Annotated in this window: 24 protein-coding genes; 14 read left to right on the plus strand and 10 right to left on the minus strand. The window is 64.9% G+C overall.

What is annotated here, in order from left to right; genetic code table 11:
* Positions 1–5: 5 nt before the first annotated feature.
* The 9 genes from I6F09_RS11810 to I6F09_RS11850 form a co-directional block, all read right to left on the minus strand.
* Entirely contained in the window at positions 6–1,112 is a 1,107-nt protein-coding gene (locus I6F09_RS11810) for a dipeptide ABC transporter ATP-binding protein (protein WP_225188105.1), read from the minus strand.
* The gene (locus tag I6F09_RS11815) at positions 1,112–2,101 is read right to left on the minus strand and encodes an ABC transporter ATP-binding protein (RefSeq protein WP_225188106.1); all 990 of its coding nucleotides are present in this window, start codon (positions 2,099–2,101) and stop codon (positions 1,112–1,114) included. The genes I6F09_RS11810 and I6F09_RS11815 overlap by 1 nt, the downstream gene beginning before the upstream one ends.
* Complete coding sequence (locus I6F09_RS11820) at positions 2,098–2,808, minus strand: DUF1028 domain-containing protein (RefSeq protein WP_225188107.1); 711 nt, start codon at positions 2,806–2,808, stop codon at positions 2,098–2,100. Before I6F09_RS11820 ends, I6F09_RS11815 begins: the two co-directional genes overlap by 4 nt.
* Positions 2,809–2,817: 9 nt before the next feature.
* On the minus strand, positions 2,818–4,623 hold the full coding sequence (locus tag I6F09_RS11825) for a gamma-glutamyltransferase family protein (protein ID WP_225188108.1): 1,806 nt from the start codon (positions 4,621–4,623) through the stop codon (positions 2,818–2,820).
* Positions 4,624–4,710: 87 nt separating this feature from the next.
* Positions 4,711–5,700, minus strand: a complete 990-nt coding sequence (locus I6F09_RS11830; protein ID WP_225188109.1) for an oligopeptide/dipeptide ABC transporter ATP-binding protein — start codon at positions 5,698–5,700, stop codon at positions 4,711–4,713.
* Entirely contained in the window at positions 5,697–6,683 is a 987-nt protein-coding gene (locus I6F09_RS11835; RefSeq protein WP_036004770.1) for an ABC transporter ATP-binding protein, read from the minus strand. The genes I6F09_RS11830 and I6F09_RS11835 overlap by 4 nt, the downstream gene beginning before the upstream one ends.
* Positions 6,684–6,696: 13 nt before the next feature.
* Complete coding sequence (locus I6F09_RS11840; RefSeq protein WP_036004773.1) at positions 6,697–7,668, minus strand: ABC transporter permease; 972 nt, start codon at positions 7,666–7,668, stop codon at positions 6,697–6,699.
* 10 nt (positions 7,669–7,678) lie between these two features.
* Positions 7,679–8,659, minus strand: a complete 981-nt coding sequence (locus I6F09_RS11845) for an ABC transporter permease (protein ID WP_225188110.1) — start codon at positions 8,657–8,659, stop codon at positions 7,679–7,681.
* A 103-nt stretch (positions 8,660–8,762) separates the two neighbouring features.
* Positions 8,763–10,358 carry an ABC transporter substrate-binding protein gene (locus I6F09_RS11850; RefSeq protein WP_036025774.1) on the minus strand — a complete coding sequence of 532 codons (1,596 nt, stop codon included), beginning with the start codon at positions 10,356–10,358 and terminating at the stop codon, positions 8,763–8,765.
* A gap of 321 nt (positions 10,359–10,679) precedes the next feature.
* Between I6F09_RS11850 and I6F09_RS11855 the strand changes: the two genes are divergently transcribed.
* From I6F09_RS11855 to I6F09_RS11880, 6 genes are all read left to right on the plus strand, one after another.
* The gene (locus I6F09_RS11855) at positions 10,680–10,937 is read left to right on the plus strand and encodes a DUF6489 family protein (protein ID WP_035710680.1); all 258 of its coding nucleotides are present in this window, start codon (positions 10,680–10,682) and stop codon (positions 10,935–10,937) included.
* The gene (locus I6F09_RS11860; RefSeq protein ID WP_036025771.1) at positions 10,937–11,737 is read left to right on the plus strand and encodes an alpha/beta hydrolase; all 801 of its coding nucleotides are present in this window, start codon (positions 10,937–10,939) and stop codon (positions 11,735–11,737) included. Before I6F09_RS11855 ends, I6F09_RS11860 begins: the two co-directional genes overlap by 1 nt.
* Before the next feature lie 45 nt (positions 11,738–11,782).
* Positions 11,783–13,333: a wax ester/triacylglycerol synthase family O-acyltransferase gene (locus I6F09_RS11865; protein ID WP_036025769.1), complete on the plus strand. Its 1,551-nt coding sequence runs from the start codon at positions 11,783–11,785 to the stop codon at positions 13,331–13,333.
* A 10-nt stretch (positions 13,334–13,343) separates the two neighbouring features.
* Positions 13,344–14,339 (plus strand): alpha/beta hydrolase, encoded by a 996-nt coding sequence (locus I6F09_RS11870; protein ID WP_225188111.1) that lies wholly within the window; start codon positions 13,344–13,346, stop codon positions 14,337–14,339.
* A gap of 132 nt (positions 14,340–14,471) precedes the next feature.
* Positions 14,472–17,708 (plus strand): cytochrome P450, encoded by a 3,237-nt coding sequence (locus I6F09_RS11875; protein WP_225188112.1) that lies wholly within the window; start codon positions 14,472–14,474, stop codon positions 17,706–17,708.
* A 139-nt stretch (positions 17,709–17,847) separates the two neighbouring features.
* On the plus strand, positions 17,848–18,522 hold the full coding sequence (locus tag I6F09_RS11880) for a spermidine synthase (RefSeq protein WP_036025757.1): 675 nt from the start codon (positions 17,848–17,850) through the stop codon (positions 18,520–18,522).
* Here the strand turns inward: I6F09_RS11880 and I6F09_RS11885 are convergent.
* Positions 18,519–19,433, minus strand: a complete 915-nt coding sequence (locus I6F09_RS11885; RefSeq protein ID WP_225188113.1) for an alpha/beta hydrolase — start codon at positions 19,431–19,433, stop codon at positions 18,519–18,521. The two genes, I6F09_RS11880 and I6F09_RS11885, sit on opposite strands and share 4 nt — an antisense overlap.
* A gap of 162 nt (positions 19,434–19,595) precedes the next feature.
* Here I6F09_RS11885 and I6F09_RS11890 point away from each other — a divergent pair, with 162 nt between their 5' ends.
* The 8 genes from I6F09_RS11890 to paaA all read left to right on the plus strand — a co-directional run bounded on the left by I6F09_RS11890 (position 19,596) and on the right by paaA (position 26,926).
* Entirely contained in the window at positions 19,596–19,976 is a 381-nt protein-coding gene (locus tag I6F09_RS11890; protein ID WP_036004795.1) for a hypothetical protein, read from the plus strand.
* A complete protein-coding gene (locus I6F09_RS11895; protein WP_225139578.1) occupies positions 19,973–21,055 on the plus strand; it encodes an alpha/beta fold hydrolase in 1,083 nt (360 codons plus the stop codon). Before I6F09_RS11890 ends, I6F09_RS11895 begins: the two co-directional genes overlap by 4 nt.
* Positions 21,052–21,645, plus strand: a complete 594-nt coding sequence (locus tag I6F09_RS11900) for a GNAT family N-acetyltransferase (RefSeq protein WP_225127366.1) — start codon at positions 21,052–21,054, stop codon at positions 21,643–21,645. The genes I6F09_RS11895 and I6F09_RS11900 overlap by 4 nt, the downstream gene beginning before the upstream one ends.
* 224 nt (positions 21,646–21,869) lie before the next feature.
* Positions 21,870–22,325: a phasin gene (locus I6F09_RS11905; protein ID WP_036004804.1), complete on the plus strand. Its 456-nt coding sequence runs from the start codon at positions 21,870–21,872 to the stop codon at positions 22,323–22,325.
* 159 nt (positions 22,326–22,484) lie between these two features.
* Positions 22,485–23,771 (plus strand): DUF445 domain-containing protein, encoded by a 1,287-nt coding sequence (locus I6F09_RS11910; RefSeq protein ID WP_225188114.1) that lies wholly within the window; start codon positions 22,485–22,487, stop codon positions 23,769–23,771.
* Between the two features lie 187 nt (positions 23,772–23,958).
* The gene (locus I6F09_RS11915) at positions 23,959–24,729 is read left to right on the plus strand and encodes an alpha/beta hydrolase (RefSeq protein ID WP_225188115.1); all 771 of its coding nucleotides are present in this window, start codon (positions 23,959–23,961) and stop codon (positions 24,727–24,729) included.
* A 262-nt stretch (positions 24,730–24,991) separates the two neighbouring features.
* A complete protein-coding gene (gene paaX, locus I6F09_RS11920) occupies positions 24,992–25,858 on the plus strand; it encodes a phenylacetic acid degradation operon negative regulatory protein PaaX (RefSeq protein WP_225188116.1) in 867 nt (288 codons plus the stop codon).
* Between the two features lie 75 nt (positions 25,859–25,933).
* Entirely contained in the window at positions 25,934–26,926 is a 993-nt protein-coding gene (paaA, locus tag I6F09_RS11925) for a 1,2-phenylacetyl-CoA epoxidase subunit PaaA (protein ID WP_225188117.1), read from the plus strand.
* Positions 26,927–26,930: the final 4 nt, after the last annotated feature.

Below are 26,930 nucleotides of genomic sequence, written 5' to 3' on the forward strand. Positions count from 1 at the left end.
TTCGGCTATTTCGTTGCGGACGCTGCGCACTGTATACCAACCCCGTCGCGGCTGCTGCCTTCCGTCTTTTGGCTGAAGGCCGCGACCAGCTTTGCAAGCGCCGGCGAAAACCCACCGGCCGCGGGCAGAATGGCGTCGGCAGACGGCAGCTCCGCGGTGCGGTGACAGGCGGTGGCATGGCCCGTGTGGTCGGCCAGAAGCGCAGGCGCCTCATTGCGGCAGCGCTCGATCACGAACGGGCAGCGGGTGTGAAAGCGGCAGCCGGCGGGCGGATTGAGGGCGCTCGGGATTTCGCCCTCCAGCAGCACCGTCGTTCGTTTTGCCTTCGGCTGCGGCAGCGGGATCGCCGACAGCAGTGCGCGGCTGTAGGGGTGGCGCGGCGCGGCGAACAGCGCGTCAGCTTCGGCCGTCTCGACGATCTGGCCGAGATTCATCACCGCGACGTGGTCGGCGATGTGCTTGACCACGGCAAGGTCGTGCGAGACGAAGATGTAGGCGAGGCCAAGCCGGTCCTGGAGCTCGCGTAGCAGATTGAGGATCTGCGAGCGGATCGAGACGTCGAGCGCCGAGACCGGCTCATCGCAGATGATGAGCTTCGGCTCGACCGCGAGCGCGCGGGCGATCGCGATGCGTTGGCGCTGGCCGCCGGAGAATTCATGCGGATAGCGCCGGGCGAGGCGCGGCTCCAGCCCGACCAGCCGCAGCAGTTCGGCGACGCGCTCGGCCCGCCGCGCCGGCGGCACCAGATCGTGCAGCGCCAGCGGCTCGGTCAGGATCTGGCCGACTGTCATGCGCGGATTGAGCGAGGCGTAGGGATCCTGGAAGATGATCTGCGCCTCGCGGCGGAAGGCGCGCAAGGTCCCGGCGTCGAGCGCCAGCAGGTCGCGGCCGTCGAAGCGAATCATACCAGCGTCTGGCTCGATCAGCCGCAGCACCAGGCGGCTGACGGTGGACTTGCCGCAACCGGATTCGCCGACCAGGGCCAGCGTCTTGCCGGCCTCCAGCGAGAAGGACACGCCATCGACCGCCTTGACGTGCGCCAGCGCGCGGCCGAGCAGCGAGCGCTGAGCGACGAAATGCTTGACCAGGCCTTCGACTTCGAGGAGCGCCATCACGACACCAGCAATTCGAGCGGCGCGCGGATGCAGCGCGAGAGGTGGCCGTCGCTGAGTTCGACCAGTGGCGGCGGCACCTTGGTGCAGACGTCGAGCACGAAGGGGCAACGCGCGGCGAAGCGGCAGCCGGCGGGCGGCTGTGCCATGTTCGGCACCATGCCTTCGATCGTCGCAAGCTGCTCGGCGCGGTGGTCGAGCCGCGGGATCGAGCCGAGCAGGCCGACCGTGTAGGGATGCTGCGGCGCGGAGAACAACTCGTCGACCGGCGCCCGCTCGACGATCTCGCCGGCGTACATCACCGCGACCTCGTCGCAGACCTCGGCGACGACGCCGAGATCGTGGGTGATCAAGATGATCGCGGCGCCGCTCGCGGCCTTCAGCTCGCGCATCAGCTCCAGGATCTGGGCCTGCAGGGTGACGTCGAGCGCGGTGGTCGGCTCGTCCGCGATCAGCAGCCGCGGGTCGCAGGCGAGTGCCATCGCGATCATCACGCGCTGGCGCATGCCGCCGGAGAGCTTGTGTGGGTAGTCGTCAATGCGACGCTCAGGCGAAGGGATATGGACGCGGCGCAGCAGCTCGATCGCGCGCTCGCGCGCGCTCCTCCGCGAGCCGCCCCGGTGACGCAGGATCGTCTCGATGATCTGGTCGCCGATCGTAAAGCTCGGATTGAGCGAGGTCATCGGCTCCTGGAAGATCATCGCCAGCCGGTTGCCGCGCAGATCGCGCAACGTCTGGTCCGGCGTGGTCAGCAGGTCGAAACCGTCGAAGCGGATCGCGCCACTTATTTCCGCGCTCTGCTTCGGCAGCAGGCCCATGATTGCCAGCGACGTCACGCTCTTGCCGCAGCCGGATTCCCCGACGAGACCGAGCGTCGCGCCATTGGCGACGCTGAGATCGACGCTGTCGACCGCGTGGGTGATACGGCCGTCGTCGCCATGAAAGCGGATACGCAGATCCTTGATCTCGATGAGGGGGCTGGCGCTCATGATCGTCTCGCGCGCGCCGCTTCGATGCTGGCGTCGATGACGCTGCGATCGGTGTTGCCGGCCGGGTTCTGCCGCGTCGGCATGGAGGCGCGGAAATGCACCCAGAGCTCGTGGCTGACGCGCTCGAGGCGTTCGAGCTCACCGAGCGGATCGGGATGGTCGTCGGCGCGAATGTCCAGCGCTGGCCATTCCTCCTCGCCGTGGATCACGAGCGCGGCCGACTGCTTGCCGCGCTTGTCGCCGCCGGCGGCTTCGCCGGCGCGCATCGCCGCGATTAGTCGACGAGGGAAGGGCAGGCTGTCATTTGCGATATATGTCTTCGCGGTCTCGTCGAGCACGTCTGGGCCGGCGAGCATATTGCCGGCGATCGAGAAGCCGCTGCCCGCGACGTGGCCGCACCAATCAACGCAGTCGCGCCCGGTATGCGCGGCGATTGCGCCGCTGGCATCCATGATATGGACCTGGCGGCTCTCGCGGCCGGCATCGGTCGCCAGCAGCGTGGCGAGCACGTCGTGCGCGTTGAGGCCCTCGCGCAACAGCTTGACGCCGTCAATGCCGTAATAGGGATTGACGAAGGCCTGCGTCGCGATCGCGCCGAGGCCGGCGGCGATGTAGGGCACGCGCGCGCCGACGGCGAAGAAGCGGGTCGCAACCGCGATGCCGAACTGGCCGGTGGCAGGATCGCGCGCGATGATCGACCAAGTCATGTGCTGCCTTCAGCGTCCCGCCGCGTAGCCCTGCATGCCGCGCGGATTGGCGGCGGCGCGCCGGCGCGGACCCACGCGTGAGGCCGCGGTCAGGCGTCCCTCGGACCAGTCGGGACCGATCTCGACGATATGCCCCCGTTCACGGAGATTCTCAATCGTCACCTTCGGCACGCGGTTCTCGACCACCAGCACGCCGGGACGCGCGGTGCGCGGCCAGAACGAGATCGGGAAATGCTCGGAATGCCAGGCCGGTGCGTCGATGGCTTCCTGGAGATTGAGGTTGCAATGGACGTGGCGCAGGAAGAACTGCGTGATCCACTGGTCCTGCTGATCGCCGCCCGGCGAGCCCCAGGCGAGGTAAGGCTCGCCGTCGCGCAGCGCCATGGTCGGAGAGAGGGTGGTGCGCGGCCGCTTCCCCGGCGCGAGCGCGGCGGGATGGCCTTCCTCCAGCCAGAACATCTGGGCGCGGCTGCCGAGGCAAAAGCCGAGCTCGGGAATGATCGGCGAGGATTGCAGCCAGCCGCCCGACGGCGTCGACGACACCATATTGCCGTCCCTATCGATGATGTCGAAATGCACGGTGTCGCCGCGCACCTCGCCGAAGCGGCCCACGGTCGGCTCGCCGGCGCCGAGCGCGCCGACCGCCTCGCGCTGGCCCTCCGCGCGGCGCAGCTTGACGACACCGCCGAAGCCCTCGACAGAACCAGGGATGAAATCGAGCGAAGCCTTGTCGGTGACGAGCTTGCGGCGCTCGTCGTTATAGGTATCCGACAGCAGCGTTTCGATCGGGATCTCGTTGAACTTGGGATCGCCGTAGAATTTTTCGCGATCAGCAAAGGCGAGCTTGGCGCATTCGATCTGGAGATGGATGAACTCCGGCCCTGTCGGGTCGAGGCCGTCGAGCGCAAAGCCCTTCAGCAGCGCGAGCTGCTGCAGCGTGACCGGGCCCTGGCTCCATACGCCGGCCTTGCAGACCGTGTAGCGGCCGTAATCGTAGGTGAGCGGCGCCTCGACTGTCGGCTGCCAGCGCGCCATGTCGTCGGCGGAGAGCACGCCGCGATGTGGCGAGCCGCTGACGTCCATCACCTCCTGGGTTCGGCAGAACTTGTCGACGGCTTCCGCGACGAAGCCTTGCGACCAGGCTTTGCGCGCGCGCTCGATCTCCGCATCGCGGCCACCGCCGCCGCTTTCCGCCTCGCTCAGGATCCGGGCGTAGGTCGCAGCCAGTGTCTTGTTGGTGAACAGCGCGCCTGGCTTCGGCACTTCACTGTTCGGGAGGTAGACCGCGGCGGACGTCGGCCAGTGCTTGCGGAACAGCTGCTCGACGGTCTGGATCGTGGCGCAGGCGCGCTCGACCAGCGGATAGCCGTCGCGGGCGTAGGAGATCGCCGGCTCCAGCACGTCGCGCACGCGCATCGTTCCGTAGTCGCGCAGCAGCATCATCCAGGATTCGAAGGTGCCGGGAACGCAGGCGGCGAGCAGACCCGTGCCCGGCACCATGTCGAGGCCTTCGCTTCTGTAATGCGCGATGGTGGCCCGCGCCGGCGCCGGGCCCTGGCCGCAGATTACCTCGGTGCGGCCGCGCTTGACGTCATGCACGATGATGGGCACGTCGCCGCCGGGACCGTTCAGATGCGGCTCGACCACCTGGAGCGTGAAGGCGGTGGCAACGCCGGCATCGAAGGCATTGCCGCTCTTTTCCAGGATGGCCATGCCCACGGCAGTCGCAATCCAGTGCGTCGAGGCGACGACCCCGAACGTGCCCTCGATCTCGGGCCTCGTCGTGAACGGATCGGGATTGATATTGCTGCCCATGGGACTTCACCACCTTATTTCCGGCGCGCGCAATTGATCACAGGGCCACCCCGCTTCCAAATGCGCAGGCTGCATGGCACGCGCGCGTCACGCCGGGACCGGCGCGGTGTTGACCGCATGGCAGGCGACGCCGTCGATTAGTTCCGGGGTTTCCTTGCGGCAGAGATCGAACGCCAGAGGACAGCGCGGATTGAAGGCGCAGCCGGAGGGCGGATTGATCGGGTTCGGAATCTCGCCCTTGACCGGAATGCGCTGGCGGCCGCTCATGGCAAGATCAGGCACGGCGCCCAGCAGCATCTTGGTGTAGGGCATGCGCGGATTTGCGAACAGCTCGCGTCCGTCCGCGATCTCGACGATGCGGCCGAGATACATCACGCCGACGCGGCTCGCCATGTGGCGCACCACGGCGAGGTTGTGGCTGATGAACATGTAGGTCAGGCCGAACTTGTCCTGGAGGTCGCGCATCAGGTTCAGGATCTGCGCCTGCACGGAGACGTCGAGGGCCGAGGTCGGCTCGTCGCAGACGATGAATTCGGCGTCGGACGCGAGCGCGCGCGCGATCGCGATGCGTTGGCGTTGGCCGCCGGAGAATTCGTGCGGATATTTCAGCCGGTCGTCCAGATGCAGGCCGACGAGGCTGAGCAGCTCGCCGACGCGAGCCTGGATGTCGCGCTCGCCCTGGATCAGGTCGAAGGCACGGATCGGCTCGGAGATGATGGCATCGACCCGGAAGCGCGGGTTCAGGCTCGCATAGGGATCCTGGAAGATCATCTGGATGCGCCGGCGCAGCTTCCGCCGCGCTGGCGCCTGCCGCGGGTCGGTCATGGAGACGCCGTCGATCAGCACGTCGCCGGCGCTTGGCGGCAGCAGGCCGACGACCATGCGTGCCACCGTGGTCTTGCCGGAGCCGGACTCGCCGACCAGGGCAAACGTCTCGCCCTTCCTGATGTCGAAGGTAACGTGATCGACTGCCTTGAGATATTCGAGATGTCCGCCTTCAAGCACGCGGTTGAGCCAGGGTTTCGAGACGTCGAAGACGCGGCGCAGGTTTGTGGCCTGGACGAAGGGAGCACTCATGCCACGCTCTCCGCCGGCACGTCGTCATAGAGGTGGCAGGCCACCGATTGCGCGCCGCGCGGCAGCGGCTCCGGCCGATCGACACGGCAACGATCGAAGGCGAAGGCGCAGCGCGGATTGAACGAGCAGCCGCGCGGGATCGCCGACAGGCGCGGCATCGAGCCCGGGATCTGCACCAGGCGCTTGTCCTCGCCCGCAAGCGTCGGGATCGCGCCCATCAGGCCCTTGGCATAAGGATGCAGCGGATTCTTCACGACGTCCTGCACCGGGCCGATCTCGGCGACGCGGCCGGCATACATCACCGCGACGCGGTCGGAGGTTTCCGCGATCACGCCCATGTCGTGCGTCACCAGCATCACCGCGGTGCCGTGGTCGCGGCCGAGGCGCTTGATCAACGAGATGATCTGCGCCTGCACGGAGACGTCGAGCGCGGTGGTCGGCTCGTCCGCGATGATCAGCTCGGGCTCGGCACAGATCGCGAGCGCGATCACGACGCGCTGGCGCATGCCACCGGAAAACTCGTGGGGATAGCCGTCGATGCGCTTTTCGGGCGCGGGTATGCCGACTTCGGCGAGGAGGTCGATGGCGCGGCGGCGGGCGGCCGACTCGGACAGATTGAGGTGGGTGCGGATCGTCTCCACGATCTGGTCGCCGACCTTGTACAGCGGATTGAGCGATGTCAGCGGATCCTGGAAGATCATGCCGATGCGCTTGCCCCTGATACGGCGCATCTCCTCCGGCGGCAGATTGTCGATGCGCAGGCCCGCGAGACGAATCTCGCCGCCGGCGATGCGGCCGGGCGGATCGATCAGGCCGATCACCGCGAGGCCGGTGACGGACTTGCCGGCTCCGGACTCGCCGACGACGCCGAGCACCTCGCCCTTGGCGATCTCGAAGGAGACGCCGTCGATGGCGCGCAGGGTGCCGCGGCGGGAGGCGAACTCCACGTGAAGATCGCGCACGGAAAGGACGGGTTCGGTCATGAACGAGGCGTATTCATCGAAGCTTCGGATTGAGCGCGTCGCGCAGCCAGTCGCCGAGCAGATTGATCGACAGGATCAGCGCCGCGAGCGCGAGCCCCGGGAAGGCGACGATCCACCATTCGCCGGCGAACAGATAATTGTTGCCGATGCGGATCAGCGTGCCGAGCGAGGGCATGGTGTCGGGCAGGCCGACGCCGAGGAAGGACAGCGTCGCCTCGGTGATGATGGCGAGAGCAAGGTTGATGGTGGCGATGACCAGAATCGGGCCCATCGTGTTCGGCAGCACGTGCCGCAGCATGATCTTCGGCGCCGGCAGGCCGATCAGCTGTGCAGCGGCCACGTAGTCCTTGTTCTTCTCGACCATCACGGAGCTGCGCACCGTCCGGGCATAGCCGACCCAGAAGCTCAGGCCGATCGAGATCACCAGCACCACCAGCATGCTGGTGGCGTCCAGCCGGTTGCCGAGGATCGACTTCGCGATTCCGTTGACCAGCAGCGCGATCAGGATCGCAGGGAAGGTCAGCTGCACGTCGGCGATGCGCATGATCACGCCGTCCACTGCGCCGCCGAAATAGCCGGCGATCAGGCCGAGGGCGATGCCGAGCGCGCCGGCGAAGATCACGCCGGCGACGCCGACGGCGAGCGAGATGCGCATGCCATAGAGAATCGCGGAGAACACATCGCGGCCCTGCTCGTCGGTGCCGAGCAGGAACGGGCTCTGGCCGTCCGCAGTCCACAGCGGCGAAATCCGCGAATTCATCAATTGCAGCTGTGCCGGATCGAACGGGTTCTGCACCGCGAGCACGGATGCAAAGATCGCAAGCAGGAAGAACAGGACCGTGATGGCCGCAGCCACCATGGTGAGCTTGGAGCGGCGGAACGAATAGAACAGGTCGCTGTCGAGCGTGCGGCTGAACCAGCCATGGGCGGCCTGCACCGGTTGTGCGCTCTGCTTGTCGGAATTGGAGACGACTGCGTCGGACATGCAGGTTGTCCTATGCGGCGCGACCGACGGTCGAGCGCAGGCGCGGATCGACCACGGTGTAGAGAATGTCGACCACCAGATTGATGGTGACGAAGATCAGTGAAACCATCAGCAGGTAGGCGGCCATGATCGGGATGTCGACGTTTTGCACGGCCTGGACGAACAGAAGCCCCATGCCCGGCCATTGGAACACGGTTTCAGTGATGATCGAAAATGCAATAACCGAGCCAAACTGAAGCCCGGCCACGGTGATCACCGGAATCAGCGTGTTCTTCAGCGCGTGGCCGAAGTGGATCGCGCGCGTAGTCAGCCCCCTCGCGCGGGCGAAGCGGATATAGTCGGTCCGCAACACTTCCAGCATCTCCGCGCGCACCAGCCGCATGATCAGGGTCATCTGGAACAGGCCGAGCGTAATCGAAGGCATGATCAGTGCCTTCAGTCCCGACACCGTAAGCAGGCCCGTCGTCCACCAGCCGAGCTTGACCACCTCACCGCGGCCGAACGAGGGCAACCAGCCCAATGTCACAGCGAACAGGTAGATCAGGAGAATGCCGATCAGGAAGGTCGGCAGCGAGATGCCGATCAGCGAGACCGCCTGGAATAGTTTGGCCAGCACGGTATCGCGCTTGAGCGCCGAATAGACGCCCATCAGGATGCCGAACACCATTGCAAACACGGTCGCACAGATCGCAAGTTCCAGCGTCGCGGGCATGCGCTCCATCAACAGGGCCGCGACCGGCTGGCGGAACTGGTAGGAGACGCCGAACTTGAACTGCGCCGCATCGACGAAATAGCGCACGAACTGCACCGGCACGGGATCGTCGAGTCCGAGCGACTTGCGCACGATCGCGCGTTCGGCTGCCGAGGTGTCGATCGAGACGATCTGGTTGACGGGGTCGCCGGCGAAGCGGAACATCGAGAACGCGATGATGCCGACGGCGAACATGACGCCGATGGCCTGAACGGCGCGGCGAAGCGTGAAAGCGAGCATGCCTTCCACTGTCCTTGGGTGAGCGTACGGCCAACGTCCTTGTCGGCCGGAAAGAAGAGGTCCCGGAAGGCGAATGCCGCCGGGACCTCGTGTTCAACCGACGCTATTCCTTCTTGGTTGCCCAGTGGAACATGACGAGATTGTCGGCGCGCTGCGGCAAGTTCACCTTCTTCGACACGCCCCAGGCCAGCGCCTGCTGGTGCAGCGGGATGTAGGACCAGTCCTTCATGCCGATTTCGTAGGCCTGCTTGATCAACTGGTTGCGCTTGGTGGTGTCGGCTTCGACCAGCACCTTGTCGGTGATGGCGTCGAACTCCTTGTTGCAATAGCCGCCGAGATTGGCCTCGCCGCGCGAGGATTTCGCATCGTCGCGGCAGCCCATGATGTCGTAGAGCACGTTGTGGGAATCCATCGTGCTCGGAGTCCAGCCCAAAAGGTAGAACGAGGTCTGGTAGCCGCCCTGCTTCAGCACCTTGGCGAAGTACTGCGCCTTCGGTTGCGCCAGGAGATTGATCTTGACGCCGATGCGGGCGAGCATGCCGACCACGGCCTGGCAGATCGCGGCGTCGTTGACGTAGCGATCGTTCGGGCAGTCCATGGTGACCTCGAAGCCGTCGGGGTAACCGGCTTCGGTCAGGAGCTTCTTGGCGCCGTCAGGATCGAATTTCGGCCGCGTGAACTCCTTGGACAGCACGAACAGTTCCGGTGCGATCATCAGCGCCGACGGCGTCGACAGCCCGCGCATCACGCGCGTCTTGATCAGCTCGATATCGATCGCCTTGTAGAAGGCCTCGCGGACGCGGACGTCCTTGAACGGGTTCTTGCCCTTGATGTTGGAGTAGAGCAGCTCGTCACGCATCTGGTCAAAGCCGAGGAAGATGGTACGCAGCTCCGGTCCCTTCAGCACCTGGGCGTTCGGGCTGGAATCGACGCGGGAGATGTCCTGGATCGGAACCGGCTCGATGACGTCGACTTCGCCCGAGAGCAGGGCGGCGACGCGGGTGGCGTCGGAAGCGATCGGGGTGAAGATGATCTCCTTGAGATTGCCCTCGACCTTGCCCCAGTAATTGGGATTGGCCTTGAACACCGTCTTCACGCCGGGCTGATGGCTTTCAATGATGAAGGGACCGGTGCCGTTCTCGTTCAGTGAGGCATAGCTCGGCGTGGTCGCCGCCACCGGCGTCGGATCGACGACGTTGTTCTCCTCGGCCCATTTCTTGTTCATGATGTACCAGACATCCCACGCGTTATGCAGAATGGGATTTGGCGAGGGCAGGACGAAGTCGACGGTATAGTCATCGACCTTGACCACCTTGACGTCCGGCGCAAGGCGAGTCTGCATGTTCGACCCCTTCTTGCGGACGCGATCGGCCGAGAACACCACGTCGTCGGCGGTGAAGGGGTTGCCGTTGTGGAATTTCACGCCCTTGCGCAAATGGAAGCGCCAGCGCGTCGGCTCTGGGGTTTCCCAGCTTTCCGCCAGCGCCGGAATGATCTTGAGGTCCTTGTCGCGCGCCGTGAGGCCCTGATAGACGTGGCCGAGATGAGCGTGGGTGGTGCTCTCGTTCAGGGTATAGGGATCGAGCGACTTCAGGTCACCCTGGTTGGCATAACGTAGCGTCTGGCTCGATGCTGGCGAGACCGCCAACGCGAGCGTACCGGCGAGTGTCGCCGCAAACAGACTTTGACCGACTGACATTCTTGACCCTCTCCACACTGCCGCGCCGGTGATTTTTGATTGTTCGGCGAGGCTAACTGATCCATGTTGCCCAGAGTTCTCGAGCCGTGCAAGCGTCATTCCAGCAAGGAACGCGCCAAGTTGCGCCGCTGTGCAGCAATGCTGCCCGGCAATCCCCGGCAGGCCGGCGAGCTTCTGCGCGGGGCGCGGGCCGACAATTTGATTGACCATACCCGTCGATTGGGGAAGCTGGTCCTAGCGGCTTCCCCTCAGGTCGCTTGCCTTGCGGACCTTCTCGCGGTGATACTCCGACAGGCCGCTCGAATCTCATCCGGAGGGGACATGAAGGTTAACATCGAAATCGACTGTACCCCCCTCGAAGCCCGTCAGTTCTTCGGTCTGCCTGACGTGGCGCCGATGCAGACCGCCGTCATGGACAAGCTGCAGCAGCAGGTGCTCAGCAATATTGAGAAGGTCTCGCCGGAATCGCTGATCCAGAGCTGGTTCACCTTCGATCCCAAGATCGCCGAGCGGTTTCAGGACATGTTCGTCGCGATGGCCGGCCTCGGCGGCACCCGCAGCGGCGACAAGAAAAAATAGTGTCGCCCGAGCCGGACGGGGCGCTGCAAGAAGGCCGGCTTCGTCCGCCGGGTCTCGGCCTGCTGCTCGCCGAGGCCCGTGGGCTATTCGAGTTGAATGCGAGCCTCTTGCTGTCGCCGCTCCTGATGCGGGCGCCGCGGGGCGATGGCCATCCGGTGCTGGCGCTGCCGGGCTTTCTCGCCAGCGACCTCTCCATGGTGCCGATACGGCGCTATCTCAGCGAGCTCGGTTATGCGGCGCATGCCTGGCGGATGGGCCGCAATCTCGGCGGGCTCGGGCGAATGCGGGATTCGCTGCGCATGCGCTTGGCCGAAATCCATGCCGCCACGGGACGCAAGGTCAGCCTGGTCGGTTGGAGTCTCGGCGGCGTCTATGCCCGCGATCTCGCGCTTTGGGCGCCGGACAAGGTCCGCTACGTCGTCACACTCGGCAGCCCTTTCGCCAACGATGTGCGGGCGACCCACGCGACGCGGCTCTATGAGACGTTATCCGGCGAGAAGGTGGAGGACTATGCGGAAGCACGCGAGGCGATTGCCGGCGATCTGCCGGTGCCGGCAACGTCGATCTATTCGCGCGCCGACGGCGTCGTGAACTGGCGGACCTGTCTGCTGCGCCCCTCCGACCGTGCCGAGAACATCGAGGTGCACCTGGCGAGCCATATTGGGCTTGGCGTGAACCCGGCGGTGCTGTGGGCCGTGGCGGATCGCCTGGCGCAACCGGAGGGAGACTTCCGGCCATTTGACCGGGCGGGGCCGTTTGCCATTGCATATGCCCCGCCGGACCGGGCAGTATCGGCCTGACGAGAAGCGCCGCCAAGGCGCCCGTCGAATACTCGGGAGGGAACCATGGCTGACGGTAAGAAGCTGTCGTCGCTTGACGCGTCGTTTCTCTATCTGGAAACACCGGAGATGCCGATGCATGTCGGCAGCATGGCGATCTTCCGCCTGCCTGACGACTACAAGGGCGATTTCTTCGAAGAGTTCAAGGCGATGATCGTCTCGCGCCTGCACATCGCGCCGATTCTCAAGGCGCGGCTGGAGAAGGCGCCGCTCGACATCGATCATCCCTCCTGGGTCGAGGACGACCAGTTCGACATCGACCGCCACATCTTCCGGGCAAGCCTGCCGCAGCCGCGCGACCGCGCCACGCTCGAGCGGATCGTCGGCTGGATGCATGCCAAGCTGCTCAACCGCGCCCGTCCGCTCTGGGAGTTCTACGTGTTCGAGGGCATGAAGGACAACGAGGTCGGGCTCTATTCCAAGATGCACCATGCCGCGATCGATGGCGGCGCCGGTGCGGCGCTGACCAACATGATCTACGACATCTCGCCGATCCCGCGGAAGGTCGATCCGCCGACCGCGGGCAGCAAGCCCGGGCAGGAGCCGCGCGACATCGCCGCCAACCTGCTCGACTCCTATCAGCAGCTGTTCAGCCAGCCGCTGGAGGCTTCGCAAGCGGCGAAGAACCTGCAGCTGCCCCGCACCGGCAAGAGCGATATCGGCTCGATCCTGTTCGACAACGCTATGTACCAGATCGAGAGCGCGGTGCGCTTCGCCGGCAACATCCCGACCGTGCTCAAGAGCGTCTCCGACGTGCTCGGCAAGATCGCCGATCCGAAGTCGCGCGAGAGCCTTGCCAGCATGGTGTCGCCGCCGACCATGCTCAACAAGACGATCTCCTCGGAGCGGAGCTTTGCCGGCGTATCGATCCCGCTGTCGCGGGCGAAGGCGCTGGCCAAGCAGGCCGGCGGCAAGCTCAACGACGTGGTGCTGGCGCTCGCCTCCGGCGTCGTCCGCCGCTATCTCCTGCGATACGGCACGCTGCCGGCGAAATCCCTGACCGCAGCGGTGCCGATCTCGCTGCGGGAGGAGGGCAACACCGAGGCCAACAACCAGGTGTTCGGCATGATCTGCTCGATCGCCACCAACATCGAGGATCCCAAGGCGCGGCTGGAAGCGATCATCGCGCAATCAACCAAGTCCAAGGAGATGTCGCATCCTTTGCGGGCTTTGATGCCGCAGGTCTCCAACATCTCGATGCTGGGCGCGCCGATCATGGTGCAGATTCTGGCGCTGCTCTATAGCCGCTCGAACCTCTCCGACGTGCTGCCGCCCGCGGCCAACATCACCGTGTCCAACGTGCCCGGGCCACGGCAGACGCTCTATGCCGCCGGTGCCGAGCTCTTGCACATCTTCCCGGTGTCTATCTCGACCCACGGGCAGGCACTCAACATCACCGTGCAGAGCTATCGCGACCAGCTCGATTTCGGCTTTATCGTCGGTGCCAACATCATTCCGCATGTGCAGGTGATGTGCGACATGCTGCCTGAGGAATTCGCCGCGCTGGAGGCGGCGTACACGCCGCCGGCCGCTGATATCAAGGGCGCCGCCGAGTAAGGACTTTGCAATGATTGAAATGCCGCCGCTCAAGTTCGCGACGACGAACGGAATCCGCATGGGCTATTACGAGGCGGGCCCGTCCGATGACAAACTGCCGGTCGTGCTGTGCCACGGCTGGCCGGAGCTCGCATTCTCCTGGCGTCACCAGATCAAGGCACTAAGCGAGGCCGGCATCCGCGTAGTCGCGCCCGACCAGCGTGGCTACGGCGCGACCGACCGGCCCGAGCCGGTCGAAGCCTATGACATGGAGCACCTGACCGGCGATCTCGTCGGTCTGCTCGATCATCTCGGGATCGACAAGGCGATCTTCGTCGGCCACGACTGGGGCGGCTTCGTCGTCTGGCAGATGCCGCTGCGGCATCCCACGCGCGTCGCCGGAGTCGTCGGCGTCAACACCCCGCATTGGGACCGCATGCCGATCGACCCGATCGCGCTGTTCCGCCAGCGTTACGGCGACCAGATGTACATCGTCCAGTTCCAGGATCCCGCGCGCGAGCCGGACAAGATCTTCGGCAGCCGCGTCGAGCAGACCTTCGACGCCTTCATGCGCAAGCCGCTGGCAAAGCCGGCGGCGAAACCGGACGAGCCGCCGATCGCGGGTGTCGGCGCCTCGTCGAAGACCAACCTGGCTTTCCCGCAGATGATTGCGGCGTACGACGCCAAGGTCGATCCGCGCACGCCGATCCTGTCGGCTGATGAGAAGAAGGTGTTCGTCGACACCTTCACGAAGACCGGCTTCACCGGCGGCATCAACTGGTACCGCAACTTCACCCGCAACTGGGAGCGCGCCGAGGGGCTGGACCACCACATCCACGTGCCCTCGTTGATGATCATGGCGGAGAATGATGCCGTGCTGCCGCCCTCGGCGGCCGACGGCATGGAGAAACTGATCGATGACCTCGAGAAGTATCTGGTGAAGGACAGCGGCCATTGGACGCAACAGGAGAAGCCGGAGGAGGTCAGCGCCAAGCTGATCGAGTGGCGGAGAAGGCGGTTTGGCTAGCGCTCGTCATTGGGAACGCGTCATTGCGAGGAGCGAAGCGACGAAGCAATCCAGGCTGCCTCCACGGATACATTTCTGGATTGCTTCGCTTCGCTCGCAACGACGACATTGAGGCAGGGGGACTACATTTCGATGTCATCCAAGAACCGTCTGGACCCGATTCCGCAGCCGCCGACCAAGCCAGTGGTCGGCAATATGCTGTCGCTGGACGCGGCCGCTCCCGTGCAGCACCTGACGCGGCTTGCCAAGGAGCTCGGTCCGATCTTCTGGCTTGACATGATGGGCTCGCCGATCGTCGTCGTCTCCGGCCACGATCTCGTCGACGAGCTCTCCGACGAGAAGCGGTTCGACAAGACGGTGCGCGGCGCGCTGCGGCGCGTGCGTGCGGTCGGCGGCGACGGCCTCTTCACCGCCGACACCCGTGAGCCGAACTGGAGCAAGGCGCACAACATCCTGCTGCAGCCTTTCGGCAACCGCGCCATGCAGTCCTATCACCCGAGCATGGTCGACATCGCCGAGCAGCTCGTCCAGAAATGGGAGCGGCTCAACGCCGACGACGAGATCGACGTCGTCCACGACATGACCGCGCTGACGCTGGATACGATCGGCCTGTGCGGCTTCGAGTACCGCTTCAACTCGTTCTACCGGCGCGACTACCATCCTTTCGTCGAGTCACTGGTACGATCGCTCGAAACCATCATGATGACGCGCGGCCTGCCGTTCGAGCAGCTCTGGATGCAGAAGCGGCGCAAGACGCTGGCCCAAGACGTCGCCTTCATGAACAAGATGGTCGACGAGATCATCGCCGAGCGGCGCAAGAGCGCGGAAGGCATCGACGACAAGAAGGACATGCTCGCCGCGATGATGACCGGCGTCGACCGTTCCACCGGCGAGCAGCTCGACGACGTCAATATCCGCTACCAGATCAACACCTTTCTGATCGCAGGGCACGAGACCACCAGCGGCCTGTTGTCCTACACGCTGTACGCGCTGCTCAAGCACCCGGAGATTCTCAAGAAGGCCTATGACGAGGTCGACCGAGTCTTCGGCCCCGACGTCAACGCCAAGCCGACCTATCAGCAGGTGACGCAGCTCACCTACATCACGCAGATCCTCAAGGAGTCGTTGCGGTTGTGGCCGCCGGCGCCGGCCTATGGCATCTCGCCGCTGAACGACGAGACCATCGGCGGCGGCAAGTACAAGCTCAGGAAAGGAACGTTCGTCACCATTCTGGTGACGGCGCTGCATCGTGATCCAAGCGTGTGGGGTCCCAATCCCGACGCGTTCGACCCCGAGAATTTCAGCCGCGAGGCGGAGGCAAAACGGCCGATCAATGCCTGGAAGCCGTTCGGCAACGGCCAGCGCGCCTGCATCGGCCGCGGCTTCGCCATGCACGAGGCAGCGCTCGCGCTCGGCATGATCCTGCAGCGCTTCAAGCTGATCGACCACCAGCGCTACCAGATGCACCTGAAGGAGACGCTGACCATCAAGCCGGAAGGCTTCAAGATCAAGGTGCGGCCGCGCGCCGATCGCGAGCGCGGCGCTTATGGCGGGCCCGTTGCGGCTGCGTCCTCGGCACCGAAGGCGCAGCGTCAGCCCACCACGCGGCCCGGCCACAACACGCCGATGCTGGTGCTCTACGGCTCCAATCTCGGCACCGCCGAGGAGCTCGCAACGCGCATGGCCGATCTTGCCGAGATCAACGGTTTTGCCGTGCATCTCGGCCCGCTCGACGACTATGTCGGCAAGCTGCCGCAGGAGGGCGGCGTGCTGATCATCTGCGCCTCCTATAACGGCGCGCCGCCCGACAATGCGACGCAGTTCGTCAAATGGCTCGGCGAGGATCTGCCGAAGGATGCCTTTGCCGGTGTGCGCTACGCCGTGTTCGGCTGCGGCAACAGCGACTGGGCCGCGACCTATCAATCGGTGCCGCGCTTCATCGACGAGCAATTGTCGAAGCATGGTGCGCGCGCGGTCTATCCGCGCGGCGAGGGCGATGCCCGCAGCGATCTCGACGGCCAGTTCCAGAAATGGTTCCCCGCCGCCGCGCAAGTCGCGACCAAGGAGTTCGGCATCGACTGGAATTTCACCCGCACCGCCGAGGACGATCCGCTCTATGCAATCGAGCCGGTCGCGGTGACCGCCGTCAACACCATCGTCGCCCAGGGCGGCGCAGTGGCGATGAAGGTGCTGGTCAATGACGAGCTCCAGAACAAGTCCGGCGCGAATGCTTCCGAGCGCTCGACGCGCCACATCGAGGTGCAGCTGCCGGCCAACCTCAGCTACCGCGTCGGCGATCACCTAAGCGTCGTTCCGCGCAACGATCCTACGCTGGTTGATTCAGTTGCCCGCCGCTTCGGCTTTTTGCCGGCCGATCAGATCAGGCTTCAGGTGGCCGAAGGCCGGCGCGCGCAATTGCCGGTCGGCGCGGCCGTGTCGGTTGGCCGCCTGCTCAGCGAGTTCGTCGAGCTGCAGCAGGTCGCGACGCGCAAGCAGATCCAGATCATGGCCGAGCACACCCGCTGTCCCGTCACCAAGCCGAAGCTGCTGGCCTTCGTCGGCGAGGAGGCGGAGCCGCTCGAGCGCTATCGCAGTGAGATCCTCGCCAAGCGCAAATCGGTGTTCGACCTGCTGCTCGAATATCCGGCTTGCGAACTGCCGTTCCACGTCTATCTCGAAATGCTCTCGCTGCTGGCGCCGCGCTATTACTCGATTTCGTCTTCGCCGTCGGTCGACCCGGCGCGTTGCAGCGTCACGGTCGGCGTGGTCGAAGGTCCGGCTGCCTCGGGCCGCGGCACCTACAAGGGCATCTGCTCGAACTATCTCGCCAATCGGCGGGAGGGCGATACGATCTATGCCACCGTGCGCGAGACCAAGGCGGGCTTCTGCCTGCCGGACGATCCTTCCGTGCCTGTTATCATGATCGGTCCGGGCACGGGACTTGCGCCGTTCCGCGGCTTCCTCCAGGAGCGCGCCGCGCGCAAGGCGAAAGGGGCCGCGCTCGGCCCGGCCATGTTGTTCTTCGGCTGCCGCCATCCCGACCAGGATTTTCTTTACGCGGAGGAGCTGAAGGCGCTGGCGGCGAGCGGCATCACCGAGCTGTTCACGGCATTCTCGCGCGCGGACGGGCCGAAGACCTATGTGCAGCACGTGATCGCGGCGCAGAAGGACAAGGTCTGGCCGCTGATCGAGCGGGGCGCGATCATCTATGTGTGCGGCGATGGCGGCAAGATGGAGCCCGACGTGAAGGCGGCGCTCGTCGCGATCCACCGCGACAAGAGCGGCAGTGATGCCGCGGCAGGCGCGCGCTGGATCGAGGAGATGGGCGCGAACAACCGCTATGTGCTGGACGTCTGGGCGGGCGGGTAGCCGCAGATCGTGGGGTGGGTTAGCCCCGCGGATTGCGCGAAGCGCAAACCGCTAGGCGTAACCCACCAATTCTGTCCGAGCGGCGGGTTACGCCTTCGGCTAACCCACCCTACGATCCTGTTCGTGCTAAAGCATTCCCATGATTCCCTGGGAAAAGATTGACACCGCCAAAATTCCCGGTTCCGACGAGGAGCTTCGCCTGATGCGCCGGGGCAAGGAGTTCTCCATCAAGCTCGGCACCAACGAGCTGATGAACAGCCGCCTGTCGGGGTCGGAAGCAGCGCTGGCAACCCTTGCCGCGAAGCAGATCGAGAAAGTCGCAAAGCCCGTCGTTCTCATCGGCGGTCTCGGCATGGGTTTTACGCTACGCGCGGCGCTGGCCGTGCTCGGAGCCCAGGCGAAGATCGTGGTCTCCGAGTTGGTGCCGTCGGTGGTCGCCTGGGCACGAGGCCCGATGGCGGAGGTCTTCGGAGATAGCCTCGATGATGCCAGGGTGAGCATTCGCGAGATCGATGTTGGCGAAGTCATCCGGGCGAAGCGTTCGGCCTTCGACGCCATCCTGCTCGACGTCGACAACGGTCCCGAGGGGCTGACCCGGAAAGGCAATGACGCGCTCTACGATGCGCGCGGGCTGCAGGTTGCGAAGACGGCGCTGCGGGCGGGAGGCGTGCTGGCCGTCTGGTCGTCTGGACCCAATGCGGCATTCACAGGGCGCCTCAAGCGCGCCGGCTTCGACGTCAACGAAGTCAACGTTCGCGCCACCGGCAGAGGCGGCGGCGCGCGCCACGTGATCTGGATCGCGCGGAAGGGCTAGGCCGCCTGCGCCGCCGCGCCATGCGCGTGCTTGTCGATCGCGTCGATGATTTCCGGCCAGAAGCGCATGGGCAGCGCGTGGCCCATGCCCTCGATCATCAGCAGCTTTGCGTTCGGGATCGACGCGGCCGTGTCCTTGCCGCCTTCGGGGCGGACCAACGGATCGACGGTGCCGTGAATCACGAGCGTCGGAACCTTCACGGTGTGCAGCCGCTCCTTGCGGCTGCCCGAGGCAAGCACGGCGCGGAGCTGGCGGCCGACGCCGGCCGGATTGAGCCCGCGTGCAAACACGCGCTCGGCGCGCCCAAGGTCGAGCGCTTCCTCTTCCGGGAAATGCCCGGCGCGCAGCACCTTCCAGGTCTGGCCGTAGCGGACGATGAACTCCTCCTTGCTGCGCGGCGGCGGCGCCATCAGCACCGCGGCGGCCTCGCGGGTCGGCGGCGGTACGCGCGGATTGCCCGTCGTCGACATGATCGAGGTCAGCGAGCGCACGCTGTGCGGAAACGACAGCGTCACCTCCTGCGCGATCATGCCGCCCATGGACGCCCCGACGAGATGCGCCGACTTGATGCCGAGCGCATCCATCAGCCCGACCGTGTCCTTGGCCATGTCGATCAGCTTGTAGGTGGCGGCTACGGGGATCCGCAAGAAGCGCAGCTTCAGCAGCTCGAACGGCGTCAGCCGCTTGCCGCCGGTGAGATGGCTCGACTTGCCGATGTCTCGGTTGTCAAAGCGGATCACGCGGAAGCCGCGTGCGGCGAGCTGCTCGCAGAACGCATCGTCCCAATGGATCATCTGCGCGCCGAGGCCCATGATCAGCAGTAGCGGCTCGGCATTTTCGTTGCCGAAGACCTCGTAGCAGATGTCGATGCCGTTGGCGCGGACGGTCTGGGGCGGTTGATGGGCGGTCACGGGTTCCTCCTGCTGACCGATGCTGTATCGCACGGTTTCATTCCACGAAGAAGCCGCGTCTCCGACGTTGCGTCAGTTGCTTGCCGGTTGACCGGCACCACGCAACGGTGTGGTATGGCGGGACAAGAAGGGTGCAAAGCCCTCCGCATTGGGAGGACGCTGATGACCGACAAGATCACTGATCCGGTCGCCTTGTGGCAGAAGATGGTTGGCGAAATGGAGAAGGGTTTCAACTCCTTCGCGACTAAGGCGATGGAGACGCCCGAATTCTCGCAGGCCATGAACCGCGCCGGCGGCGTTGCTGCAGGTGCTCAGAAGCAATTCGGCGATCTCATGGAGAGGTACCTGATCTCGATGAACCTGCCGAGCCGCGAGCAGATGACCGGCATCGCGGAACGGCTCCAGTCGATCGAAGGCCAGCTCGGCGAGATCAAGTCGATGCTGAGCCAGATGTCGGCCACGTCGGGCGCGCCGCAACCCGGCGCCGCGCCGCGGCCACCGCGAACCAAGCGTCCGCCGTCCGAAGGCGGAGACCAAAAATGAACGCGCCGGCGGGACTTGATCTTGCCTCGATCCCGGAGCGCATCCAGTCCGAGGTGCAGCGCGCGATTCAGCGCAGCATCAAGGGCGTCGAATATTTCTCGACCTCGGGCCCCTCGCTCGGCTCGACGCCAAAGGACGTGCTGCACTCGCGCGGCACCATGAGCCTCTATCACTACCGGCCGATGTCGGACGAGATCTACCGCGTGCCGGTGCTGATCGTAATGGCAACCACCAATCGCGGCTACATCCTCGACCTCGTGCCCGGCCAGAGCTTCATCGAGTTCCTGCTGAAACGCGGCTACGACGTCTACATGCTGGACTGGAGCGCCCCGAGGCCGGAGGAGAAGAGCCTGCGCATGGAGGACTATGTCCTCGACTTCATTCCGGACTGCGTCCGCCGCGTGCAAGCCGATTCCGGCGAGCAGGACGTCTCGGTCATCGGCTATTGCTTTGGCGGCGTGCTGTCGCTGCTCTACGGCTCGATCCACAAGGACGGGCCGATGAAGAACCTGATCTGCTTCACCACGCCGATCGACTTCCGGGAGATGAAGCTGTTCTCGAACTTCTCCGATCGCCGCTATTTCGACGTCGACCACCTCGTCGACAGCGTCGGCAACGTGCCGCCGGAGATGATCCTGTCCTCGTTCGAGATGCTGCGGCCGGCCTCGCGTACGGTGAGCCAGATCCAGCTCTGGGAGAACATCTGGAACGACGAGTTCGTGAAGTCGTACCGCATGTTCGATCGCTGGGCGACCGACACGCTGCCGCTCGCCGGCGAATATTTCCGCACCATCACCAAGGACCTGATGTGGGACAACAAGCTGTTCGACGGCACCATGTCGGTCGGCGGCCGTGCGGCCAAGCTCGAGAACATCACGGTGCCGATCCTGCATGCCGTCGCCGAGCACGATCATATCGTGCCCTATGAGGCGGCCAAGCACCTGATCGCCAAGGTCGGCTCGACCGACAAGGAAGAGGTGATCCTGAAGGGCGGTCACGTTTCGCTCGTTGCCGGCGCCAACGCGGTGAAGCGGCTGTGGCCGAAACTGGATTCCTGGCTGGGAAAGAGATCGATATGAGCGAGCAGCGTTCCTATCCGCGCCATGTCAAGACCGACGCCGGCACTATCGAGATCCGCCTGATGTCGCCCGCGGACGAGGCCGCGGTGCTGGCTTTTGGCAAGGGCCTGCCGACCCATGACCTGTTGTTCCTGCCACGCAACATCAGCGAGCCGAAGGTGCTGTCGGCCTGGGTCAAGGAAATCGAGCGCGGAGCTATTCAGAGCCTGCTCGCGGTGAGAGAGGGCAGGGTCGTTGGTTGCGGCACGCTGGTGCGCGATCCCCATTCCTGGTCGCCTCATGTCGGTGAGATCCGGATGGTGGTTTCGCCCGAGGTCCGCGGCAAGGGCGTGGGCAAAGCGCTGTCGCAGGAGACTTTTGCGCTGGCGCTCGGAGCGGGCCTGGAAAAGCTCTCGGTCCAGATGACGGTGGATCAGCAGGCGGCGATCGCCCTGTTCGAGAGCCTCGGCTTTAAGGCCGAGGCCCTGCTGCGGGACCATGTCCGGGACGTCGACGGCAAGACCCACGACATCGTCGTGCTCGGCCATAACATCGCGCAGGTCCAGGCTCAGATGGAGGCCTACGGCCTGCCTGGCGCCGTGCAGCACTAAGCAGGAGGCGTCCGACATTGGGTCCGGATCGGAACCCATTCACGTGCCCCCATGGCTACGGAAGCATCACGATGTCTCTCGTGAGAGTTGTTCACGATTTCGTGATACCGCACTGCAATATCAATATTGCGATGCACAATTAACCGTGCCATATAGGTCGTGCCCCGGGCCAATGCGGACGGGGTGAGCCCATAGCTCAAACCATTGAGGATGGAGAGAACCCCATGACCACTGAAACCAACACCGCTTTCGAGGGCTTCAAGGACGCTTTCAAGAACATCCAGAACCTGGAAGTTCCCGAGGCCGCCCGCGAATTCGTCAAGAAGACTGCCAATACCGCCAAGGACCGTGCTGCCGAGGTGTTTGCTGGCTCCGAGCGCGTGACCGCCGCCGTCGAGAACGCGGTGACCGAGTCCATCACCGAGGCCGGCAAGATCAGCCGCAACATCCAGCAGGCGATCTACGAGGACGCCGAGGCGTTCTTCTCTGGCATCGACAAGCTCGCGTCCGCCAAGTCGGTCAGCGAAGCCGTCGAGATCCAGTCGAGCCTGCTCCGCTCCCGCGGCGAAGTGTTCGTCTCGCGCGCCAAGGCGACCGCCGACTATCTCGGCAAGCTCGCCGCCAATGGTGCGAAGTCCGCTCAGGACAATTTCGCCAAGGTCTACAGCAAGACCGCCTGATCCGGCGCCTGAGCACAAACTGAATTTCAGGCCCGCTTCGGCGGGCCTTTTGTTTGAGCTGCCGTCATTGCGAGCGAAGCCAAGCAATCCAGAGTCTTACCGCGGGGGCAGACTGGATTGCTTCGCTTCGCTCGCAATGACGAGTACTGTGACGCAGTCATGAACGCACCCGCCACCTTCTCCTTCGACACTCCCGGCGATGCCGAACGCGCGGCCGAGCTGCGCCGCGTGAAAGCGCTGGCGACTTTGGTGCTGGCCTCGACGCTGGCACTGTTCGTCATCGCAAAGTGGCTGCTGCCTGTGCATCCGGTGTTCGGCTTCATTGCCGCTTTTGCGGAAGCTGCGACCATCGGCGGGCTTGCAGATTGGTATGCCGTGGTGGCGCTGTTCAAGCGCCCACTTGGCCTGCCGATCCCGCACACCGCGATCATCCAGAGCAACCAGGCCCGCATCGCCGACAAGCTCGGCGAATTCATACAGGTGCATTTCCTCGAGGCGGGTCCCGTCGAAGCCAAGCTGAAGGAGATCGATTTCGGCTCCTTCGTTGCCGACTGGCTGCGCGACCGCAAGCGCAGCGACGACCTCGCGCGCTTTGCGCTGCGTCTGTTGCCGGAGGCCGTGTCCGCAACCGAAAGCTCCGGCTTGATGACCTTCATCATCCGCCGCATGTCGTCGCAGCTCCAGGCGATCGACCTCGCCCCGCTCGCGGCCGGCACGCTGCGCGGTTTCGTCGCGGAGGGACGGCACCAGATCCTGTTCGACGATCTCCTGCGCGTGATGCACGAGACCTTGAACCAGACAGAGACGATGGCGATGATCCGCGAGAAGGTGCGCGCGGAGTTGCCGACCCTGCTCAAGCTCTATCGCGCCGACAAGTTTCTGGTGAACAAGATCGTGGCCTCCGCCACCGCCTTCTTCAACGAAGTGCGCAGCGATCCCAAGCATCCGTTTCGCGGCGAGTTCGACCGCATGGTGCTGAGCTTCGTCGACCGGCTCGGCACTGACCAAGCCTATATCGACCGCATCGACGGTCTGAAACGCGATCTGCTGGCGCGGCCCGAACTTGCCGATCTCGCCCGCACCGTCTGGGCCAACACCCGCTCCTTCATAGAGCGCAGCGCGAGCGGCGAGACGCAGGTGCTGCAACATCATCTCGCCGGCATGTTCGTCTCGGCCGGCGAGGCCCTCGCCGGCGATGCCGAGCTGCGCGGCGAGATCAACAAGGGTCTCGTGACCGTGCTGCGCAGCTTCGTCGCGGACCAGAAGAGTGGCGTCTCGACCTTCATCTCCGATCAGGTCAAGGCGTGGAATATGGCGCAGCTGATTTCGCTAATCGAGATCAACATCGGCCGCGACCTGCAATACATCCGCTTCAACGGCTCATTGATCGGCGGACTCGCCGGACTTGCGCTCTACTCCGTAGAATCCCTGCTCCGATGGTTGTGACTTTTGCGTCACGGCCGTTAGCATTAACGCGTGGGCCTATTGTGGCCTCGTGTCTCTCCCGCTTGAATGTCGGGAACCGGCCGCCTAGCTGATTCATATTGCGCTGCGGAACGATCAAGAAGCCGGCGTGTTGGAATTCATGTCCATTTGTCGGCATCTCAGCCGGCGTTTTTTCAGGGAAACATTGATGACCGCAACTGCCCAGACCCTGCGCCCGCCGTCCCGCACCCTGATGTTTCTGGAGGGGCGCGCGCTCCACGAGTTCGGCGCATTCCTTGGCGCGCTGCCGCTGTTGAGCCTTGCGCCGCGCGGCGACGGGCATCCAGTGCTGGTGCTGCCCGGCCTCGTGGCTTCCGACACCTCCACAGGCGCGCTACGCACCTTTCTGAGCAGCAAGGGCTATGCGGTGGCAGGTTGGCGCCTGGGCCGCAACTATGGCCTGCGTCCCGGCGTGCAGGATGCGATGCTCAATCTGATCCGGGACCTCAACGACACCCACGGCCGCAAGATCAGCCTGGTCGGTTGGAGCCTCGGTGGCATCTATGCGCGCCAGCTTGCCAAGATCGTGCCGGACAGCGTGCGCCAGGTGATCACGCTTGGTAGCCCCTTTGCCGGCAATCCACGCTCGACCAACGCCTGGCGCGTCTATGAATGGGCGAGCGGCCGCAAGGCCGACGAGGTCGACCCGCAGTTCGGCGGCGAGCTCGCCGTGCCGCCGCCGGTGCCGACCACCGCCATCTTCAGCCGCACCGACGGCGTCTGCGCCTGGCAGGGCTGCATGGAGAAGTCGGGCGCACAGACCGAGAGCATCGAGGTCGAAAGCAGCCATTGCGGCATGGGCCATCATCCCGCCGCCGTCTATGCGGTGGCCGACCGGCTCGCGCAGAAGGAAGGCCAATGGCGCCCGTTCGATCGCAGCGGCTGGCGCAGCGTGGTGTATCCCGATCCGCACAGGTGATCTTTTTGCCTCCCCGCAAGCGGCAGGGCAATTGCATTTGAGTTTTTGAGAGGCCGTCATGCCCGGGCTTGTCCCGGGCATCCACGTTCTTTGTGCAGCGTAGAAGGGCGTGGATGGCCGGGACAAGCCCGGCCATGGCGACGTGGAGAGAGTTTGTGCCATAGCCAAATCTCATATGCGGTTGCCCCGCAAGCGGGGAGAAGGAGAAGAGCCGCCGCCCCGTCCACTGTCGCGGCTGCACCAAACGCGCTAAGCCTGCCGGATGGCGCATCCGCTTTCCCGCATCATCGACCAGCTCAAGCGCGAGCCCTCGCGTACCGGCTCCATCGTCATCACCGTGTTCGGCGATGCCATCGTGCCGCGCGGCGGTTCGGTGTGGCTCGGCACGCTCTTGGAGTTCTTCGAGAGTCTCGACATCGACAGCGGCGTGGTGCGCACCGCGATGTCGCGGCTTGCGGCCGACGGCTGGCTGACGCGCGAGAAGGTCGGCCGCAACAGTTTCTATCGCCTCGCCGACAAGGGCCGCCAGACCTTCGAGGCCGCGACGCGCCACATCTACGATCCGCCGCCGTCCGACTGGACCGGGCGCTTCGAGCTGCTGCTGATCGGCAATGGCTGGGATCGCGACGCTTCGCGCGAAGCGCTGCGCAATGCCGGCTTCGGCAGCCCGCTGCCGGGCGTGTGGGTCGCGCCGTCGGGTGTGCCGGTGCCGGACGAGGCGGCGGGGGCGATCCGCCTCGAAGTCTCGGCGGAAGACGACAGCGGCCGTCGTCTGCTCAGCGCGAGCTGGCCGCTCGACCGGACCGCCGACGCCTATCTGAAGTTCATGAAGACCTTCGAGCCGCTGCGCGCCGCGATCGCGCGGGGCACGGATCTGTCCGAGGCCGACGCCTTCACCGCGCGGATCCTCTTGATCCACCACTACCGCCGTGTCGTGCTGCGCGATCCGCTGCTGCCCGAGAGCCTGCTGCCGCCGGACTGGCCGGGCAGGGCCGCCCGCGAACTCTGCGGCGAGATCTATCGCGCGCTGCTTGCGCCGTCCGAACAATGGCTCGACGGCCATGGAACCAATGAAAAAGGGCCGTTGCCGCCCGCGCGAAAGCTGCTGGAACGGAGGTTCGGCGCCTGACCATTATGTTACAGAAATATCTTGCATGTCGTAAATCTTGTTATATATTCCCTCCCAATAAACGGGAGGATGCGCATGTACACCCAGGCGCTGAACACGGCCGAGACCGCTGATCGCGATCTGGAGGACGCAGGCAAAGCTGCGCAATTCCAGGCCCGCATCGATGCCGAGGAGCGCATCGAGCCGAACGACTGGATGCCGGCGGCCTATCGCAAGACGCTTACCCGCCAGATCTCCCAGCACGCCCATTCCGAGATCGTCGGCATGCTGCCCGAAGGCAACTGGATCACGCGCGCGCCGACCTTGCGCCGCAAGGCCGCGCTGCTCGCCAAGGTGCAGGATGAATGCGGCCACGGGCTCTATCTCTACGCCGCCGCCGAGACGCTGGGCTCCTCGCGCGAGGAGCTGGTCGACGCCATGCTCGCCGGCAAGGCCAAATATTCCTCGATCTTCAACTATCCGACGCTGACCTGGGCCGACATCGGCACGATCGGCTGGCTGGTCGACGGCGCCGCGATCATGAACCAGATCCCGCTGTGCCGCTGCTCCTACGGGCCCTATGCCCGCGCGATGATCCGCGTCTGCAAGGAGGAATCCTTCCACCAGCGCCAGGGCTACGAGATCATGGTGACGCTGTGTCGCGGCTCGGAGGAGCAGAAGGCGATGGCGCAGGACGCGCTGAACCGCTGGTGGTGGCCGGTGCTGATGATGTTCGGCCCGCCGGACGCGACGAGCCAGCACAGCGACACCTCGACGAAGTGGAAGATCAAACGCTTCTCCAATGACGAGCTGCGTCAGAAGTTCGTCGATGCCACCGTGCCGCAGGCGCAATATCTCGGCCTCACCATTCCCGATCCCGGCATGGTTCAGGATGCGGACGGCCACTGGCGCTACAGCGAGATCGACTGGACCGAGTTCAAGCAGGTGCTCGCTGGCAACGGCCCTTGCAATCGCGACCGCATGGCCGCGCGCCGCAAGGCGCACGAGGAGGGCGCCTGGGTGCGCGAGGCGGCAGCTAGCTATGCCGCCAAGCGCGCCCAGCGTCAGACCGCCCAGGCTGCCGAATAGGAGA

This window comes from Bradyrhizobium sp. IC3195 (genome assembly GCF_020193585.1).
Lineage (GTDB): Bacteria > Pseudomonadota > Alphaproteobacteria > Rhizobiales > Xanthobacteraceae > Bradyrhizobium > Bradyrhizobium yuanmingense.

Coding starts and splice junctions, on each gene's coding strand:
- I6F09_RS11840 (WP_036004773.1), bottom strand. CDS start 7,668: ATGTCCGACGCAGTCGTCTCCAATTCCGACAAGCAGAGCGCACAACCG.
- I6F09_RS11870 (WP_225188111.1), top strand. CDS start 13,344: ATGATTGAAATGCCGCCGCTCAAGTTCGCGACGACGAACGGAATCCGC.
- I6F09_RS11895 (WP_225139578.1), top strand. CDS start 19,973: ATGAACGCGCCGGCGGGACTTGATCTTGCCTCGATCCCGGAGCGCATC.
- I6F09_RS11865 (WP_036025769.1), top strand. CDS start 11,783: ATGGCTGACGGTAAGAAGCTGTCGTCGCTTGACGCGTCGTTTCTCTAT.
- I6F09_RS11890 (WP_036004795.1), top strand. CDS start 19,596: ATGACCGACAAGATCACTGATCCGGTCGCCTTGTGGCAGAAGATGGTT.
- I6F09_RS11900 (WP_225127366.1), top strand. CDS start 21,052: ATGAGCGAGCAGCGTTCCTATCCGCGCCATGTCAAGACCGACGCCGGC.
- I6F09_RS11905 (WP_036004804.1), top strand. CDS start 21,870: ATGACCACTGAAACCAACACCGCTTTCGAGGGCTTCAAGGACGCTTTC.
- I6F09_RS11820 (WP_225188107.1), bottom strand. CDS start 2,808: ATGACTTGGTCGATCATCGCGCGCGATCCTGCCACCGGCCAGTTCGGC.
- I6F09_RS11830 (WP_225188109.1), bottom strand. CDS start 5,700: ATGAGTGCTCCCTTCGTCCAGGCCACAAACCTGCGCCGCGTCTTCGAC.
- I6F09_RS11910 (WP_225188114.1), top strand. CDS start 22,485: ATGAACGCACCCGCCACCTTCTCCTTCGACACTCCCGGCGATGCCGAA.
- I6F09_RS11815 (WP_225188106.1), bottom strand. CDS start 2,101: ATGAGCGCCAGCCCCCTCATCGAGATCAAGGATCTGCGTATCCGCTTT.
- paaA (WP_225188117.1), top strand. CDS start 25,934: ATGTACACCCAGGCGCTGAACACGGCCGAGACCGCTGATCGCGATCTG.
- I6F09_RS11845 (WP_225188110.1), bottom strand. CDS start 8,659: ATGCTCGCTTTCACGCTTCGCCGCGCCGTTCAGGCCATCGGCGTCATG.
- I6F09_RS11915 (WP_225188115.1), top strand. CDS start 23,959: ATGACCGCAACTGCCCAGACCCTGCGCCCGCCGTCCCGCACCCTGATG.
- I6F09_RS11825 (WP_225188108.1), bottom strand. CDS start 4,623: ATGGGCAGCAATATCAATCCCGATCCGTTCACGACGAGGCCCGAGATC.
- I6F09_RS11880 (WP_036025757.1), top strand. CDS start 17,848: ATGATTCCCTGGGAAAAGATTGACACCGCCAAAATTCCCGGTTCCGAC.
- I6F09_RS11875 (WP_225188112.1), top strand. CDS start 14,472: ATGTCATCCAAGAACCGTCTGGACCCGATTCCGCAGCCGCCGACCAAG.
- I6F09_RS11835 (WP_036004770.1), bottom strand. CDS start 6,683: ATGACCGAACCCGTCCTTTCCGTGCGCGATCTTCACGTGGAGTTCGCC.
- I6F09_RS11850 (WP_036025774.1), bottom strand. CDS start 10,358: ATGTCAGTCGGTCAAAGTCTGTTTGCGGCGACACTCGCCGGTACGCTC.
- I6F09_RS11855 (WP_035710680.1), top strand. CDS start 10,680: ATGAAGGTTAACATCGAAATCGACTGTACCCCCCTCGAAGCCCGTCAG.
- paaX (WP_225188116.1), top strand. CDS start 24,992: ATGGCGCATCCGCTTTCCCGCATCATCGACCAGCTCAAGCGCGAGCCC.
- I6F09_RS11810 (WP_225188105.1), bottom strand. CDS start 1,112: ATGGCGCTCCTCGAAGTCGAAGGCCTGGTCAAGCATTTCGTCGCTCAG.